We start from the raw sequence: 17,270 nt of genomic DNA on the forward strand, positions 1-17,270 counted from the left end.
CTGGCGCCTACGCCCCGCGCAACTTCGCAACGGCGTCGTGGATGGATCCGTCGAAGGTGACATGGCCGTGGTCCAGGACCACACCGCGGCTGCAAATCCGTGACACCAAATCCAGGTCGTGGCTGACCACCACCAAGGTGCGCCCCTCGGCAGCCAGCTCCTGGATTTTGGCAATGCACTTCTGCTGGAACGGTTCGTCGCCGACAGCAAGGATTTCATCGACAAGGAAAACTTCGGGATTGGTGTGCACCGCCACGGAAAAGGCAAGGCGAAGGTACATGCCCGAGGAGTAGAACTTCACCTCGGTGTCGATGAACTGGCCGATCTCGGCAAAGTCGATAATCGACTGGAACCGTTCGTTGATCTGTTCCTCTGTCATGCCCAGGATGGCGCCGTTGAGATAGACGTTGTCCCTGCCGGAAAGGTCATGATGGAACCCCGCGCCCACCTCGATCAGGCCCGCAACCTTTCCCCGCGTGCGCACCGTTCCGCTATCAGGAATCATGACCCCGGAGATGTGCTTGAGCAGCGTTGACTTGCCTGACCCGTTGAATCCGAGCAGGGCAACGGTCTCCCCCTGCTCCACCACCAGGTCAACGTCCCGGAGGGCATGGAACTTCTCGGACAGGTCACCCTTGCGGCCCTTGATGAGCCAGATGAAGGCTTCCTTCAGGGACCGGGTGTGGCGGAGCACAAACTGCTTGCTTATGCCCGTGACTTCGATTGCCGTTGTCATGCTACAACTCCTGGGCGAAGCGGCCTTCAAGCCGCCGGAAGGTCAGCTGGCCCCATACCAGGACCGCGGCCGAGACCAGCAGTCCCACGGGTATCCAAAGCGATAGCAGGTGGGGCGGTATCCCGGCCGAGCCGTCCGTCGTCGGAAGCCAGAATGCATAGTGGAAGGTCTCCACGGCGATGGTGATGGGGTTGACCTGGTAGATGGAGTACCACGCTTCACCCAGCTTGTGCTGGACCATGGTCCACGAATACATGACGGGGGACGCCCACGTGGCGATCATCAGGAGCATGTCCACGAAGTTTTCGGAGTCCCGGAAGTAGACGTTGGCGGCACCAAACAACAGTCCAAGGCCCGTTGCCAACAGTGCGATGATGATGAACCCCGCCACCGCTGCGAGCAGTTGGAGAAACGAAGGGTGCCAATCGGAGAAAAGACAGGCCACCACCAGGATGAGCAGCTGCGGGAAGAAATGGACGGCAGAAACCCACACCGACGCGACCGGGAACAGCTGGCGCGGCAGATAGATCTTTTTGATCAGTCCGCCGTTGCCCACTATGGATCTGGAGGCGTTTCCCAGGGCTTCGGTGAAGAAGTTGATGAGGATGATGCCGGAGAACAGGTAGATGGCATAGTTGGGCAGCCCCGACTTGTTGGTGGAGCTTTGTTCGAGTCCAAGGAACACGCCCAATGCCACGTAAAACACAATGAACTGCACGCCCGGCTTCACGTAGGACCAGATGATGCCCAGCACCGAGCCGCGGTAGCGGACCTTGAGTTCCTTGCGTACCAGCAGTTTCAGCAGAAAACGCTGACGGTACACGTCCGCCAGTCCACCACTGGTCCCCGGACGGACCAAGCCATCCTTCGCTGTTTCCAAGAGTTTAGTTTTCACTGATTTCGCTATGTTCGGCGAAGGTCTTCTCCCAGGCTTCCACGGACGTGATGGCCGCGAGGGCGTCACGGTACTCTGCCTTCAGACGCGGCCACTGCCGCAGCACCTCGCCATGGACCTTGACGCTGTCCACGAGCAGCTTGCGGACCAGCTTGGGATCACGCTTGTACCACGACGCCGCGCTCCCCTCCGCATTGCTGACAATGGCACTGTCGAACTGGGACATGCGCCACCACTTGTTGTCCTGGTGCGCGACGACGGCCTCCGGATGCTGTTGCCGCTGGTCGGTGACGGGCGTGGCCACCTGGCGGATAACATTCTTGGCCAGCCAGGGCGCCAGCTTCACGAGCGAGGGGACGGAAAAGCCTTTGCCGCGGCGCGGGAGCCTGGCAACTTTGACGGCCGGGAATTCATCGACGTCGGGCTTGAACTGGGTTTCAGTGTAGCCTGCGGCCAACGCCCGGATCTCCGGCAGGCGCGTGGGCAGCATGCCGTGCAGTCCCGCGGGCCCCTTCATCAGGTCGCGCAGGGCATCGATGCGGCCCTGGACGGTGTAGTACTGCATGGAAATGTTGTGCTTGAGATCCAGCTTGAGCGAGTTCTCCACCAGTCCGCCGCCGTGCTCATAGGGGCTGTGCAGCAGGGCAAAAATAAACCGGTTGCGTGTGTGGAAGTAGGACTGCCAGCCCACCATGTCGTCCTTGTCGATCCAGGACACATGCCAAACGGCGGCACCGGGCAGTGACACTGTGGGGTACCCGGCGGCCTTGGCGCGGACACCGTATTCGGCGTCGTCCCACTTGATGAACACCGGCAGTGACAGGCCGATTTCCCGGATCACCTGGGTCGGGATCAGGCACATCCACCAGCCGTTGTAGTCCACGTCAACGCGCCGGTGCATCCATGCCGTGTCGCGCAGGGTTTCCTGGGAGAAGTTGTGGCGCATCTGCTGGTCCGGGTTGGGTTCGTCCGGGCCAATGATGTAGGGGTTGACCACCTCACCAAGGGTGTGGAGGACGTTGCGGTCGTGCAGGTCGAACATGTGCCCGCCCACGAGGGTCGGCTTTTTGCAGTAGTCGGCGAACACGGCCAGGCGGGTGATGCTCTCTGGTTCCACCACCACGTCATCGTCCAGGAGCAACACGTAGTCGCTGTCGTTCTTGACTGCTTCGTACATGCCACGGGCAAATCCGCCCGAGCCGCCCAGGTTGTCCTGGTTGATGATGCGCAATTTGCCGCCCAGCGCAGCGGCCACCTCGGCAAAGCCGTCCGCTTCGGCCACCTTCTGTGTTCCCTGGTCGACAACCAGGACTTCCTTGACGGACTGCAGTGCTTCCGGGTGCTCACCAAGAATGCGCAGGTTGTTGATGCAGAAATCGGTCTTGTTCAGCGTGGTGATCTCAACCGTGATGTCACCGTTGGTCCGTGGTTCCTCATCGGTGAGCCACTCCGCAGCCTGGATGGCAACGGCTTCCGCCCCGGCGGTGACGTCGAACCAGTACCAGCCGCCATCGCCGAAGGGGGCCAGCGAGAGGTCAAAGGTGCTTTCCGTAGCGCCCTTCACCCTGGTTGTCTCGACATGCTGGAGTGAGCCCCGGGCGTTTGACTTGTATACGGAAACAGTTCCCGCGCCCTTGGTCACAACACGAAGGCGAACGGTGCGCAGCGGCGTCCAGCGGCGCCAGTAGCTCGCCGGGAAGGCATTAAAATAGGTTGAAAAAGACAGCCTTTGGCCCGGGCGCGCGGACGTTGCCGTCCGCGAGACGACATCTTCGTAGCTTGCCGTATTGGCACCATCGGCCGCGCGGGCCGGTTTTGCCTGGCGTTCCCCACGGACAGTGGTCGGCGAGTCACCAAAGGCGCCCGCCGAAGTGCCCGCATCCAGGTAGAGCGGCAGCGTTTCCTGGTCGGCATCGCCGGGCAGGATGACCCGCTGGAGCGTGCGCCAGCTGCGCGAGTCCCCGTCCGCCGTCGTGCTTTCCGTCTTTGTTGCTACGCTCACGCGTCAACTCCTCCGCTTTGCAGCTTCGCCCCGCCGGTAAAGTGCGGCTTGATCTTGTTGTCGAACATGCTCAGGGCCGAACCAATGGCCATGTGCATGTCGAGGTACTTGTAGGTGCCCAGGCGGCCGCCAAACAGCACTGACTTTTCACCGTTGGCCAGGTCGCGGTAGGCCAGCAGCTTCTTGCGGTCCTCTGCCGTGTTGACCGGGTAGTAGGGTTCGTCGCCCTTCTCGGCGAAGCGCGAATATTCACGCATGATGACCGTGGCGTCCTTGGTGTAGTCCCGTTCCGGGTGGAAGTGGCGGAACTCGTGGATGCGCGTGTACTTCTGCTCCTCATCCGGGTAGTTCATGACCGCACAACCCTGGAAGTCCTCGATGGGCAGCACTTCCTGCTCGAGGTCGATGGTGCGCCAGGAGAGGTCGCCCTCGGCATGGTCGAAGTAGCGGTCCACGGGCCCGGTGTAAATGACCGGGACCTGGCCGAGCACTGCGTTGCGTGAGAATTCGCCGGCCTCAAAGAAGTCGGTGTTGAGCACCACTTCAATGTTGGGGTGATCGGCCATGCGCTCAATCCACGCCGTATAGCCGTCCACCGGCAGGCCCTCGTGCGTGTCGTTGAAGTAGCGGTTGTCATAGTTGTAGCGCACGGGCAGGCGGGAAATGATCGACGCCGGCAGGTCCTTCGGGTCGGTCTGCCACTGCTTGCCCGTGTAGTGCTTGATGAACGCCTCGTACAACGGGCGTCCGATCAGCTGGATGCCCTTGTCGTTCAGGTTGGCCGGGTCGGTCCCGGCCAGCTCGCCCGCCTGCTCCTGGATCAGGGCCCGAGCCTCGCCCGGGCCCATGGCGGAACGGAAGAATTGGTTGATGGTGCCCAGGTTGATGGGCATCTGGTAGACCTCACCCTTATGGGCGGTGTACACCTTGTGCTGGTAGCTGGTGAACTGGGTGAAGCGGTTCACGTACTCCCAGACGCGCTCGTTGGAGGTGTGGAAGAGGTGGGCGCCGTAGCGGTGGACCTCGATGCCCGTCTGCGCCTCGTTTTCGCTGTACGCGTTGCCGCCGATGTGGTGGCGGCGGTCCAGCACGGCCACCTTCAAGCCCAATTCAGTGGCGGCACGTTCTGCAATGGTCAGGCCAAAGAAACCCGAACCGACGACGATTAGGTCAGCGTTCACAAACTCTCCTGTGTTCCTTGCGCGGCGGTATACAGGCACAGCAGTGCCACGCCTACCGTCCTAGGTTACCTGACCGTTATCCAAACTCCGCCTGCCGGGCGTATGACCCATGGCACGTTGGGCCCGTTCATTCCTCCACACGGCGGCCTGCCGGCCGGGTTGTTGACAATGTTCGACGCCGGACCCCACGGACACTTCCCGCCAGCCTAGTCTCGGAGGACACGGCGGCCGCACGGCCGCGGGAAACGCGTGGAAGGAAAGGACTGTGCGTCTGGAAATCACCGCAGTGGCCGGCCCCGGCACCGATCCGTTTGACCCGGCCGAACTGAGCATTTTCCTGCCGGACGGCATGCTGGCCGAGGGCCACCTGTCCGCAGCGGACCTGTCCGGCGGGGCGGCTGTCGCCGGGGCACTGAACGGTCGCTGGCCCGGCGCCGCGTTCACGGTGGCCGGGCTGCCACTGGACCGGCTCCGCGCGGGGCGCCCGCCCCTGACGGACGGCGCCGTCGTGGTGGTGCACGGGACCGCGCCGGCACCTGCTGGTGGTCGGCATCCGTCGGGACCTGACGCGCCTGCACAACTGGCCGTCTGCTCCGGTCCCGGCGCCGGCGCCATTTTCCCGCTGCACCGGGGCAGCTACGGCCTGGGCCGCGGGCGCTGCCGTATTTCCATCGCCGACCCCGCCTTGTCCAGGCGCCAGGGGACGCTAACTGTCGGCGAGCGCGCCATCGTCCTTGAGGCGGCCCCCGGCGCAACCGGCTTCAGCCTCCTCCGCGGCTGGCAGGCCAACCCCCTGGCCGCCGCCGTCGCCGTGAAGGGGCCGGCCATCATTGAAGTGGGCGACCTCATCCGCTGTGGCGCGACCGGGCTGCTCCTGCAACTCTCCACTCCTGTGTCCACGTCGACGGGCCGATGTGCGATGCCTGGTGGAAACGCTGCCCGGACGGGTGGCCGCAGCGGCACCGGCAACGTTGGCGCGACCTTGAACGAGGACGGTCAGGGCGATGCCGGCCGCTCGGGAGAAACGGGCAGCCTCGGGCACGGCGGGGCTGGCGCGCCTGGCCTAACCGGGGGAACGGACATGGACCGGCCAAGCGGAGTCAGCGGGCCCCTGTTGGGCGCCCGTGATTTTGCCGGTTTGCTGGATGCCGGTGCCCTCGCCGCGCTGTCCTTGCCCGCCAGGTCCGGACAGCTGCGGAACCGTTGGGGCACCTTGGCCACCGGCCTGCTGCCCCTGGCCGTGGGCGTGTTGCTGGCGTGGCTGACCGGTTCGTTGATGTTTCTGGCGTTCGCCGCCATGGGCGCCGTCGCCGTCATTTCGCCTCTCGTGGGTGGTGCCAGGGACCGGCGGGGATTCCGCGCGTCGGTGGCAATGGCTGCTGTGCAGAATGCTGCACGGCGTCTGGCCGCCTTTCCCGGGGCGGATGAGCTGTTTTCCGGCGCACTGCAGAAGACGCTGCCGGATCAACCCCTTGCCGGCCCGGGCGGATCTGGCCGCACAGGACTGCAGGCGCCGGATCCAGGCCAAGGAGCGCTGCCTTTTTCCGGCCGGCGGCTTGCCCTCCGTGTGGGCACGGCCCACCAGTGCGCGAACCTTGACACGGCATCCGCCGGTCCCGGCCTGAAGGTGCCTGTGTTGACCCATTCCCCGGTTACGGTGCCGTTGGGGCAGGGTCCGGTGCAGATTTGCGGTGCCGCCGGGCCGCTGCGGCTGTTGCTCCATTTTGTCCTGATGCAACTGGACGCGGCCGGCGTGCCCGTGGTTCTTTTGGCGTCCGCCGGCGACCAGCCCCTGGCGGCGAGGTTTTTGCCGGGCACAGTGCTCTCCAGTGGACGCCTGCCGACCCCGGCGGCACCTCCGGTCCCGCCGGGAGGCGTTGTGGTGACATTCGATGAGCCGCAGGAACTGGTCCGGGCGGCCTATCCGGGCACGGCCGCGGTCTTTTTCTTTACACGCGCGGTCGAACACGGCACTGCGGCCACCGGGGTGCGGCTGCACCTTCAGGGGGACACAGCCTGCGGCCTGCTGGACGGGCTTTCATTCGTTCCTGACGGTGTGCCCGCGGAAATCTTCGACCGCTACGCCCGTGCCAGGGCAGGCTCGGGACGCCACGAGGTGGCGGCGGATCCCTTGGCACCCTGCTCTGTTCCGCTGCCCGGACGGTGCCGGGCACACCAGGTCGTGGAGGGTTGGCGTGCCTCCGCAGGCGGTCCGCTCAGGCCGGTTCCGGTCGGGCGCTCGGCAGCAGGGCAGGAAATGTTCAGTTTCGCCCAGGACGGTCCACACCTCCTCGTGGGCGGCACAACGGGCTCCGGGAAGTCCGAGTTCCTGAGGACCCTGGCGGGCAGCCTGGCGCTGGAACATTCCCCCGCCGATCTTGAATTCATCCTGGTGGATTTCAAGGGCGGCGCCGGCCTGGGCGCGTTGCGGAAGTTTCCCCACACCTCCGCACTCGTCACGGACCTTGACGGACACGGGATGGACCGCGTCCTGGCTTCCCTGCGGACGGAAATCCACCGGCGCGAAACCCTGCTGGGTGCCGCCGAGGCTGCCAATGCAGACAGCTACCGTGCCAGGCGCGCTGCCGGCAGCATCTTCGGCCGGTCAGGCGGGGGAGGCATGGCCCACCTGGTCATAATGGTCGATGAGTTCCGGGTGTTGGTGGACCAGTATCCCGATGCCATGGGTGAGTTGATGCGCATCGCGGCCGTGGGACGTTCGCTCGGCATCCACCTGGTCTTGGCAACCCAACGGCCCCAGGGGGCGGTCAGCGCCGACATCCGCGCGAACGTCACCTCCTCCGTATGCCTTCGTGTACAGACCAGCCTTGATTCCCAGGACGTCATAGGGTCCGGCGCTGCATCATGCATTGCCGTGGACACCCCTGGAAGGGCCTTCATCAGCCGGGCCGGTGCCCGCCCCACCGAGTTCCAGAGCGCGACCTTGCGGCTGCCGGATGCCCGCGGGCCGCTGCACGCCGTCGTATCACCGGTGGCCGAGCTGCTGGCCGGCCCGCAGATGATGACAGCGCTGCCGTCCGCACCCCTGCCGCCGTCCCCCGGCTCCGCCGCGCCGGTGGGCGGAACGGCCAACGAGTCCGCCGCGGACAGCGACGTCGACTCCGTGGCGGGCCTGCTCATAGCCGCCTGGCAGATGCTGTCCTCCCCCGGCACTTCAGCCCCGCCTGCCAACGAAACGGCATGGCAGCGCGGCCTGGAAAATGGGGCGGCAACCACGCCCGGTCGGTCAGTTCCGGTTCGGCAGTCGCCGTGGCGGCCGGCCCCCGCCATCGTGGCGCCGGAGCTGCCATCCGGGATCGATCTGGACGCGCTGACATCCGACAATGGCGCCGTCACGGCCGCCACCAGCCGGCATGTTGCGGCCGGCTCCGGCACGGACGGGGGTGCCGTCCTGCTCGGGCTGGTGGATGTGCCCGAACGGCAGTCGTTGGAGTCGCTGGTGTGGTCTCCTTTGCGACATTCCCACGTGGCGTGCCTCGGCGCCCGGGACGAGTCCTCGGCCGGCGTGCAGCTGTTGGCCTCCAGGCTGCTCGCCCCCAACACCCGGCGGGATGGGAGCTTGCCGCATTATGCCTACCTGCTGGACGGCGACGGGTCCCTGCAGCACCTCAGGCGCCATCCCCGGGTGGGTGGTTATGTGACGCCCGCCAGCCTGCGCACCGCGGCCCGCCTGCTGCTGCGGCTGCAGGAGGTCGCCGAGCGCACAGAGTCCCGGATGGTGCTGTTTGCCACTGATTGGGGGCGCTGGGTGGCCGCCTTCCGGTCCGGAGCCTGGCCCTGGGCCGAGGATTGTGCCGCGGCCCTGGTCGGCCACAGCCGCCCAACCGTGGCCGTGGTGGTGGGCGGGGAGCGCGAACTGCTCACGGCTCCGTTCATGGCAGGCATGCCCAACCGCCTGTTCCTGCCCTTCGGTACCAGCACGGAATCCCGGCTGGCGTGGCCGGGCCTGCCGCGATTCACGCCTGTGCCCGGCCGCGCCGCAGTCTTCGGTCCCATCAACGCCGCTGCCTCACGGGGTGCCCCCGAGGAACCCCATGTGGCCCAGCTCGGCGCAGCCGCCCCACCCGGGCGGGGCCTGTCCATGGTGGCGGAACGGGAAGGCGGGCACCCGCCGCTCGTTGTGCGTGACCTGCCGTCAACCCTCACACTGGCGGTGTCCAGCGCGGCCTTGGCCGGAGCATCGGCCGCGGCCGGCCCCGGCGCCACTGCCGGTGTCGGCAACACAGGCGCCGGCGCAGGAACAGCCAGGGACACGTTCACGGGTGTCCCACCAACCACGGCTCCCGGCCCAACCGCGGTCTGGGACGTGATGGTGGGCCTTGGAGGGGATTGCGGGACCCCCATCTGGCTGTCGGTTGCCCCCGGGACGGTCATTCCTGTGCTGGGGGCACCGGGATCGGGCCGCTCCAGCTTCCTGGCGGCGGTACGGGAGCTGAACGCCGGTCGGGGCAGGCTTCTTTGGGTGGACGACGCCACGCGGCTGACGCCGGAACAGTGCCACGCCATATCCCGCCAGGTGGCGGACGGAGGTTCAGCGCTGGTCGCCGTTCCCAACCATCTGCCCTCTTTGTCCAGGCTTCCCCCGGAATGGGGTGTGCGCACTGCCGAACAGGGGGTGGTCCTCAGACCGCGCCGGCAGCAGGACGGGGAACTGTTCGGGCTCCGACTCGACACGATGGGTTCGGAGCCGGCGGGCCGCGCAGTGTTGGTGGATCGCGGTCGGACTACTTGGTTCCAGTTCCCCGCGCCAAGGCAGGGCGCGCCGTGACAAACCGGCTAAAGGACCGGCTGCCCGCCACGCGGGCGCAGGGAGAACTCAACCACCTTGGGTGTGAACAGGTAGAAAATCACGGCGAGCGCCGGCAGCAGCATCACCAGGCCGGTCACGGCAGGGCCGTTGAGGAGGGCCGGCACGGCGAGGGCGACCATCAGCAGCTGCCAGACAAACGCAGCAGACCTGGTCCATCGGAAGCCCTTGAAGGCGTTGACCGCCACGGCCGCCAAAGCCGCTGCCAGTGCAAAGACCAACACAATCAAAAAGACGGTGCCGGCAACGGAAAGTGACGGCTGGCTGAACGCACCAATGGTGGCGACGACGCCGAGCACGGCGAGGGCAACGGCCTGGAGGCCGACCACCACGGAGATCACGTAGACGCCGGCGGGCCGGTGCGCCGAAACGTCGTTGGGTCCGTGCGCGGCATGGTCCCGCTGCCCTGGATCCGGCTGTTCTGCGGGGTTCACTGGAGGTCTTGACACAACTGCACCTTACCGGAGATAGTCGGGTAACAACCACGCACGACTGCCGTTTGGCCGCAACCATTGTGATGCATCGCTCATGGTCCGGTGCCAATTAAAGCCTCACAACCCCTTGTTTACAAAGAGTTAACATGACACGCTTAACTCAATGACCGACAAGGGCCGATAGCGGCCCTTTTCTTATGTGGCCTAACGTGAAATTTTTCACAAACAGCCTCCCGTTCTAAAGGAGTGAGTGATCAGCATGGACTGGCGTAGTCGCGCAGCCTGCCTCGACAAGGACCCGGAATTGTTTTTCCCGGTGGGAAACACGGGACCGGCCTTGTTGCAGATCGAGGAAGCAAAGAGCGTGTGCCGTCGTTGCCCCGTGATCGACACTTGCCTGAAGTGGGCCATCGAGTCCGGCCAGGATGCCGGTGTCTGGGGTGGTCTGAGCGAAGACGAGCGGCGGGCCATGAAGCGCCGCGCAGCCAGGGCCCGCCGCGCCAGCTAGCACCCGTCAGGCAACCAACCCGCAGGGATGGATGCGCATTGCTTTTTCTACGCACATGCCGTCCGACCGTGCGGGTTTGCTCTTTAAGCGTCCGGCGAGGGCGCCCCCCTGGTCGCGGCCCAAGATGCCCTGTGCTCGGGATTGGTTTACATCGTGGACACTTCGGCGCCGGTCCGGCCGTGATCATGGTGCCCGGCACCTTCCGGCGGGCTGTGCCGGAGCATTCAATGGCGGCGGATCAGCGCCATGTCCAGCACCACGGCGGTGCCGCCGCCTTCGCGGGGAATCCATTCTATGGTGCCGCCCAACTCGCTGGTGACCAGGGTGCGCACAATCTGCAGCCCCAGCCCCTCGCCGATCTGGCCCTCGGGGAGCCCGACCCCGTCGTCGGCGATGGTCACGGCAAGGGCGTCGTCGCCGGCGTCGTTCTTGTAGCGGCGGGCGGCCAGGGACACTGTGCCTTCACGGTCCTGGAGTCCGTGCTCCACCGCGTTGGTGACCAGTTCATTGATGACCAGGGCCAGCGGCGTGGCAAAGTCGCTCGGCAGTTCGCCGAAGACGCCCTCCCGCTCGGTGTGGACCCGCTGGGAGGGTGAGGCGACCTCGGCGGACAGCCGGAACTGGCGGTCGATCAGTTCGTCAAAGTCAACGCTTTGGGCCAGCCCCTGAGAGAGCGTTTCATGCACCAGGGCGATGGTGGAGACCCGGCGCATGGCCTGCTCCAGGCCCTGCCGCCCCTCTTCGCTGTGCATGCGCCGGGACTGCATGCGCAGCAGCGCCGCCACGGTCTGCAGGTTGTTCTTCACCCGGTGGTGAATCTCGCGGATGGTGGCATCCTTGGTGACAAGTTCCTGCTCGCGCCGGCGCAGCTCGGACACGTCACGGCACAACACCAGCGCACCAAAGCGTTCCATGGCGTCGCGCAGCGGTATGGCCCGCAGGGAAAGGCTCACCCCGCGGGACTCGATTTCGGTGCGCCACGGCATGCGCCCGGTGACCACCAGGGGCAGCGTTTCATCCACCATGCGCCGGTCCTTGAGCAGGCCGGTGGTCACCTCGGCCAGGGAGCGGCCCTCCAGGGACTCGCCGTCGCCCAGGCGCCGGAACGCGGATACGCCGTTGGGGCTGGCGTACTGGACGATCCCGTCCACATCCAGGCGCAGGACGCCGTCACCCACACGTGGGGCGCCGCGCCGGGAGCCGGTGGGCGAGGCGAAGTCGGGCCACAGTCCCAGGGTCCCCATTTTCAGCAGGTCGTAGGCGCACTGGCGGTAGGTCAGTTCCAGCCGCGAGGGCATCCGGGAGCTGGAGAGGTCCATGTGGGTGGTGATGACGGCCAGCGTGCGGCCGTTGCGCACCATCGGAATCGCCTCCACGCGCATGGCCAGGTCGGCGTTCCAGATGCCGGTTTCACTGGACCGCTCAATGTTTTGGCTCCGCCAGGCCGCGGCGACAAGTGGTTCGAGTTCCGGGCGGATGCCCTCGCCCACGAAGTCCGTGTGGAACATGGTGTGGCTGGTGGAGGGCCGGACATGTGCCAGGGCAACATAACCCTTGTCCTGGTGCGGGAACCACAGCGCCAGGTCGGCGAAGGAGAGGTCGGCAATCAGCTGCCAGTCCCCCACCAGCAGGTGCAGCCATTCCGCATCCCCGGGCCCAAAGTCTGCGCCTTCCTTGATCATGTCGGCGAAGATGGCCATGCACGGCTCCTTACAAATAGTGTGGGCGGCGGCCGGTCCCGCTGGGGAACCGACCGCCGCCCGGTTCGGCTAGCGCCGGACGATCGAACGCAAGAGCCTTAATGCTACAGACAACGACGCCATGTCGTCTTGTTCCAGCCCGTTGACCTCCGCGAACATCTTGGTGGCCCGGCCCAGTTGTTCCTTGTTCTGGGCCTCCCAGCCGGCGATGCGGTCTTCGGTCGGCAGGCCCTCGTCGGTGCTGTGCATGACATTGCGCGTCATGTCGGCGGTGGTGGCGTACAGGTCGTCACGCAGTGCGGCGCGGGCCAGCGCCTGCCAGCGGTCGTTGCGCGGCAGCGCCGTAATCCGTTCCAGGAGCGCGTCAATGCCGTAGCGGTTATACAGGCTGTAGTAGATGCGGGCCACGTCTTCCACGGGCTCGTCAATGTCCCGGCTGACCTTCGCCACGTCCAGCAGCGGAAAGGTCTCGAACAGTTCGGCCCACTGCCGCCCCAGCCGGTCAGGCATGTTGCACGCCTTCGCCCGGTCATACCAGGACCGGACGCGTTCGGCATCAACCCCCTGGACAAAGCTGGAGAGCCGGCCGCCCACCGATGCGACCACGGGCTTGAACTGGCCAATGACCTCCTCGATGCTGCGCTGGCCCGTGCCTTCGTTGACCAGCCAGCGCAGTGCGCGGTCCAGGAGCCGGCGCATGTCCAGCTGCACGGCGCACCACTGCACGGTGGGGAACGACGGCGGCAGCTCGCGCAGTGCCGCCGTCATGGATGCGAAGTCGAAGATCTCGTGCAGGGCCACAAAGGCCTTGGCGATGGCCAGCTCATCCGCATTGGACTCCTCCATGGCCCGGAAGGCGAAGGTGATGCCGCCCAGGTTGACCATGTCGTTGGCGACGACGGTGGCGATGATCTCGCGGCGCAGGGGGTGCGAATCGAGTTCCCCGTCAAAACGGGCGGCCACTTCCTGGGGGAAGTATCGGCGCAGGGTGCGCTGGAACCAGGGGTCGTCCGCCAGGGTGCTGGCGGACAGCGCGGTGGCCAGCTCCATCTTGGCGTAGGCGGCAAGCACTGCGAGTTCCGGGGAGGTCAGGCCCTGCCCGCCCTGCAGCCGTTCGTGCAGTTCGTCATTGGTGGGCAGCGCCTCGATGGCACGGTCAAGGTCTCCGTGTTCTTCCATCCAGTCCATGAACCGCTCATAGCTCGGGCTCCACTCCACCACGCGCTGCCGGTCGTTGAGCAGCAGGACGTTTTGGTCGATGTTGTCCTCGAGGACCAGGTGGCCGATCTCGTCCGTCATCGACATCAGGAAGCCGGCCCGCTCGGTTGGGTCGATGTTGCCGGCCGCCACCATGCGGTCCACGAAGATCTTGATGTTCACCTCGTGGTCGGAGCAGTCCACGCCGGCGGAGTTGTCGATGGCATCGGTGTTCAGGATGACCCCGTGCAGGGCGGCCTCGACGCGCCCGTGCTGGGTCATGCCCAGGTTTCCGCCTTCGCCGATGACCTTGACCCGCAGGTCCTTGCCGTCAACGCGGATGGCGTCGTTGGTTTTGTCCCCCACCTCGACGTGGCTCTCCATGCTGGCCTTGATGTAGGTGCCGATCCCGCCGTTGTAAAGGAGGTCGGCCGGAGCCAGGAGGATGGCACGCAGCAGCTCCGGCGGGCTGAGCTTGACGGTGCCTTCCGGCAGGCCCAGTGCGGTGCGGACCGCGTCACTGATGGGGATCGACTTCCGCGTCCGCGGGTAGATCCCGCCGCCCTCGCTGATCAACTCCTTGTTGTAGTCCTGCCAGGATGAACGGGGCAGGTCATACAGCCGCTGGCGTTCGTCAAAGGCGGCCCCGGGGTCGGGGTTGGGGTCCAGGAAAATGTCCCGGTGGTCAAAGGCGGCCACCAGCTTGACGTGGCGCGTGCGCAGCAGGCCGTTACCGAAGACGTCCCCGGACATGTCCCCAATGCCAACTGCCGTGAACTCCTCGCTCTGGGTGTCGACGTCGAACTCGCTAAAGTGCCGCTTGACGGACTCCCAGGCACCACGGGCGGTGATGCCCATGGCCTTGTGGTCGTAACCGACGGAGCCGCCGGAGGCGAAGGCGTCGCCGAGCCAGAAGCCGTACTCGGCGGAGATGGCGTTGGCCGTGTCGGAGAACGACGCCGTGCCCTTGTCCGCGGCCACCACCAGGTAGGTGTCGTCGGCGTCGTGCCGAACCACGTTTTCCGGCGGGACCACCACCTCGCCGTCCGCCGTCGCCACCAGGTTGTCGGTGACGTCCAGCAGGCCCCGGATGAAGGTCTTGTAGCTTTCGCGGCCCTCGGCAATCCAGGCGCCGCGGTCGACGGCGGGGTTTGGCAGGGCCTTGGGGAAGAAGCCGCCCTTGGCCCCGGTGGGGACAATTACGGCGTTCTTGACGGTTTGGGCCTTCACCAGTCCCAGGACCTCGGTGCGGAAGTCTTCCCGGCGGTCCGACCAACGCAGGCCGCCGCGGGCCACCTTGCCAAAGCGCAGGTGCACGCCTTCAACCCGGGGCGAATAGACCCAGATTTCAAACATGGGGCGGGGGAACGGCAGGCCGGCGATCTGCGAAGGGTCCAGTTTCAGGCTCAGGAATTCCCGGCCCCGGTAGTAGTTGGTGCGCAGGGTGGCGTCGATCAGGTTGGCAATGGTGCGCAGCACCCTGTCGGCGTCCAGTGTGGGGACGCCGTCCAGCGCCTTGTCGAGGCGGCCGTGGACTTCAGCGACACGTCCGGCCCGGCCTGCCTCATCACCGCTGGGGTCAAAACGGGTCTCAAAAAGCTCCACCAGCGACCGGGTCACGGTCACGTTGTGCAGCAGCGTGTCCGCAATGAAGCCAAAGGAGTTCGTGTTCCCCATTTGGCGCAGGTATTTGGCGTAGGCACGCAGGATGACGATCTGGCGCCATTGCATGCCTTCAGTCAGTACCAGGCGGTCAAAGAAGTCGGATTCGCTGGCACCCGTTGTGGCGGCACCGAACGCGTCCGTCAGGAGTGCGGCGGTTTCCAGCGGGTCCACGCCGGCGGGGTACTTCAGGCCGAGGTCGTAAAGGAAGAAGTCGCGCTTGTCAGCCGTTTCAATCTCGAAGGGACGTTCGTCAATGACCTCAATGCCGAGGTTGTGGAAGAACGGCAGGATCTTGCTGAGGCTTTGGGGGTGCGCCATGTACAGCTTGACCCGGGCATCACCCTGCTGGCCGTCGAGGGCCCCGCCGGGCAGGTAGACGTTCATCCCGGGGGCGCAGGCTTCCGGCGCCCCTCCGGCGTCGATGACCTGCTTGTACCGGGTGTCAAAGTCCTCGAACCGCTTGATGTCCGCCAGTGCGTCCTCAACTTCAAAGTCCACCCGGTAGCTTGCCGGGAATGCTTCGGACCACTTGGCGGCCAGATGTTCTGCCGTTTCGAGGGGCTGGGTGTTCCGAAGCACTTCGGTGATGCCCTCGGGCCAGGAACGGGCCGCCATGACCAGCCGCTGTTCCAGCTCGGCGGACTGGAGATCGGCGGGAATGCGGTAATCCTTGGATAGGCGGATGCGGAAGAACAGGCGGGCCAGGGCCGACTCGCTCATCCTGGCCTCAAAGTCGATCGACACGGCCTCGAAGGTGCGGGTGAGCTCGTCCTCAATGCGGCGTCGCACGGCGGTGGTGTAGCGGTCACGGGGGATGAAGATCAGCGCCGACATGAAGCGCCCGTAAATGTCCGGACGGAGGAAAAGCCGCGTGCGGCGGCGCTCCTGCAGGCGCAGGATGCCCTCTGCGGTTTCAATGAGCTGGGAGGTTTCAATCTGGAACAGTTCATCGCGCGGGTACGTTTCCAGGAGGGCGAACAGGTCCTTGCCCGAGTGGGAATCGGGCGGGAAACCAAAGTGCCGCAGCACGGCGTCGACCTTTTCACGCACCACGGGGATGTTGCGGACCGAGCCGGTGTACACGGCCGAGGCGAACAGGCCGATGAAGCGCTGCTCGCCATTGACGTTGCCCTGCGAGTCAAAGGACTTGATGCCGATGTAGTCCAGGTACGAGGCCCTGTGCACCGTGGAGCGGGAATTGGCCTTGGTGATGACCAGCACCCGCTTCTCGCGGGCCTTCCGGCGCCCGGTGGTGGTCAGGTGCTGCACGGTGGGGTGGCTGGAACCGTCGCGGAGCAGTCCGAGCCCGCTGCCCTCACGGTTGACCAGCACGTCCTCGCCGTCCTGCTTGACGAGGTCATACTCGCGGTAGCCCAGGAAGGTGAAGTTTCCTGCGTCCATCCAGTGCAGCAGGTCCTCGGCCTCGCGGATGTCGGCGAGGTGCTCTCCGGCCAGCTCGGTGGCAAGGACTTCGGCCCGGCTCAAGGCCTTTTCACGCATGGCGGGCCAGTCCTCGACTGCGGCGCGGACGTTGCCCAGGACCTTGGTGAGGCCTTCGACCAGCCGGGCCTTGGCGGCGTCGTCCGTCTTGTCGATTTCAACGGCGATCCAGGACTCAAGGTGCGAGGAACTGTCTCCGTCGGTGACGAGGTGGGCGATGCTGGGCATGGTCGCGGTGTCCCCGCTGGCCACCCCGGCATGCGAGGGCACCTTGTGGATGCCGGTCAGCACATGGCTTCCCCTGGCGCGGGCGACGACAAACATCGGGTGGGTCACCAGGCGGATGGCCAGCTTTTGATGGACCAGCTCAGCACTGACGGAGTCGACCAGGAACGGCATGTCGTCGGTCACGATGTACACCACGCCTGCATCACGTTCATCGAGCACCTCGACCTTGACCGTGCCGGGTGCCCGGTCCGCGGCGAGTTCGCGGTGGGTCAGCGCCCGGGCGGTGAGGGTTGCCGGGTCGTAGGCCGCGGTGTCCTCGGCGGACAGCTGCGCATAGTAGTCGGTGATGAATTGTTGGTCATCAGCGCCCTGGCGGGCGGGATCCTGCACGGACCCGGTCTTGGGTGAGTTGGACGACATAAAAACAAACGCCTCCGCGAAATAGTAAAAGACCGC

General features: G+C 65.7%; 9 protein-coding genes. 2 read left to right on the plus strand and 7 right to left on the minus strand.

The window, feature by feature from the left end; all coding sequences use genetic code 11:
• Positions 1–7: 7 nt before the first annotated feature.
• Genes MMF96_RS02995 through glf form a run of 4 tightly spaced genes read right to left on the minus strand, consistent with a single transcriptional unit; the run spans position 8 to position 4,853 of the window.
• A complete protein-coding gene (locus MMF96_RS02995) occupies positions 8–736 on the minus strand; it encodes an ABC transporter ATP-binding protein (RefSeq protein WP_176615449.1) in 729 nt (242 codons plus the stop codon).
• A gap of 1 nt (position 737) precedes the next feature.
• On the minus strand, positions 738–1,616 hold the full coding sequence (locus MMF96_RS03000; RefSeq protein WP_176615450.1) for an ABC transporter permease: 879 nt from the start codon (positions 1,614–1,616) through the stop codon (positions 738–740).
• A gap of 4 nt (positions 1,617–1,620) precedes the next feature.
• The gene (locus tag MMF96_RS03005; RefSeq protein WP_256882525.1) at positions 1,621–3,633 is read right to left on the minus strand and encodes a glycosyltransferase; all 2,013 of its coding nucleotides are present in this window, start codon (positions 3,631–3,633) and stop codon (positions 1,621–1,623) included.
• Positions 3,630–4,853: a UDP-galactopyranose mutase gene (gene glf / locus MMF96_RS03010; protein WP_256882526.1), complete on the minus strand. Its 1,224-nt coding sequence runs from the start codon at positions 4,851–4,853 to the stop codon at positions 3,630–3,632. Before glf ends, MMF96_RS03005 begins: the two co-directional genes overlap by 4 nt.
• A gap of 226 nt (positions 4,854–5,079) precedes the next feature.
• On the opposite strand from glf, the gene MMF96_RS03015 reads away from it, so the two are divergent.
• Positions 5,080–9,603 carry an FtsK/SpoIIIE domain-containing protein gene (locus MMF96_RS03015; protein ID WP_256882527.1) on the plus strand — a complete coding sequence of 1,508 codons (4,524 nt, stop codon included), beginning with the start codon at positions 5,080–5,082 and terminating at the stop codon, positions 9,601–9,603.
• A gap of 8 nt (positions 9,604–9,611) precedes the next feature.
• Here MMF96_RS03015 and MMF96_RS03020 read toward each other — a convergent pair whose 3' ends face one another.
• Positions 9,612–10,091, minus strand: a complete 480-nt coding sequence (locus tag MMF96_RS03020) for a hypothetical protein (protein WP_256882528.1) — start codon at positions 10,089–10,091, stop codon at positions 9,612–9,614.
• Positions 10,092–10,335: 244 nt separating this feature from the next.
• Here MMF96_RS03020 and MMF96_RS03025 point away from each other — a divergent pair, with 244 nt between their 5' ends.
• Positions 10,336–10,584, plus strand: a complete 249-nt coding sequence (locus MMF96_RS03025; protein ID WP_038469266.1) for a WhiB family transcriptional regulator — start codon at positions 10,336–10,338, stop codon at positions 10,582–10,584.
• Positions 10,585–10,808: 224 nt separating this feature from the next.
• On the opposite strand, the gene MMF96_RS03030 is transcribed toward MMF96_RS03025, so the two are convergent.
• Together MMF96_RS03030 and MMF96_RS03035 are read right to left on the minus strand one after the other, a co-directional pair.
• Positions 10,809–12,284: a sensor histidine kinase gene (locus tag MMF96_RS03030; protein WP_256882529.1), complete on the minus strand. Its 1,476-nt coding sequence runs from the start codon at positions 12,282–12,284 to the stop codon at positions 10,809–10,811.
• A 69-nt stretch (positions 12,285–12,353) separates the two neighbouring features.
• On the minus strand, positions 12,354–17,234 hold the full coding sequence (locus MMF96_RS03035; protein WP_256882530.1) for an NAD-glutamate dehydrogenase: 4,881 nt from the start codon (positions 17,232–17,234) through the stop codon (positions 12,354–12,356).
• Positions 17,235–17,270: the final 36 nt, after the last annotated feature.

It is taken from the genome of Arthrobacter sp. STN4, assembly GCF_024539665.1.
Classification (GTDB): Bacteria; Actinomycetota; Actinomycetes; order Actinomycetales; family Micrococcaceae; genus Specibacter.

Coding starts and splice junctions, on each gene's coding strand:
- MMF96_RS02995 (WP_176615449.1), bottom strand. CDS start 736: ATGACAACGGCAATCGAAGTCACGGGCATAAGCAAGCAGTTTGTGCTC.
- MMF96_RS03025 (WP_038469266.1), top strand. CDS start 10,336: ATGGACTGGCGTAGTCGCGCAGCCTGCCTCGACAAGGACCCGGAATTG.
- MMF96_RS03030 (WP_256882529.1), bottom strand. CDS start 12,284: ATGGCCATCTTCGCCGACATGATCAAGGAAGGCGCAGACTTTGGGCCC.
- MMF96_RS03035 (WP_256882530.1), bottom strand. CDS start 17,234: ATGTCGTCCAACTCACCCAAGACCGGGTCCGTGCAGGATCCCGCCCGC.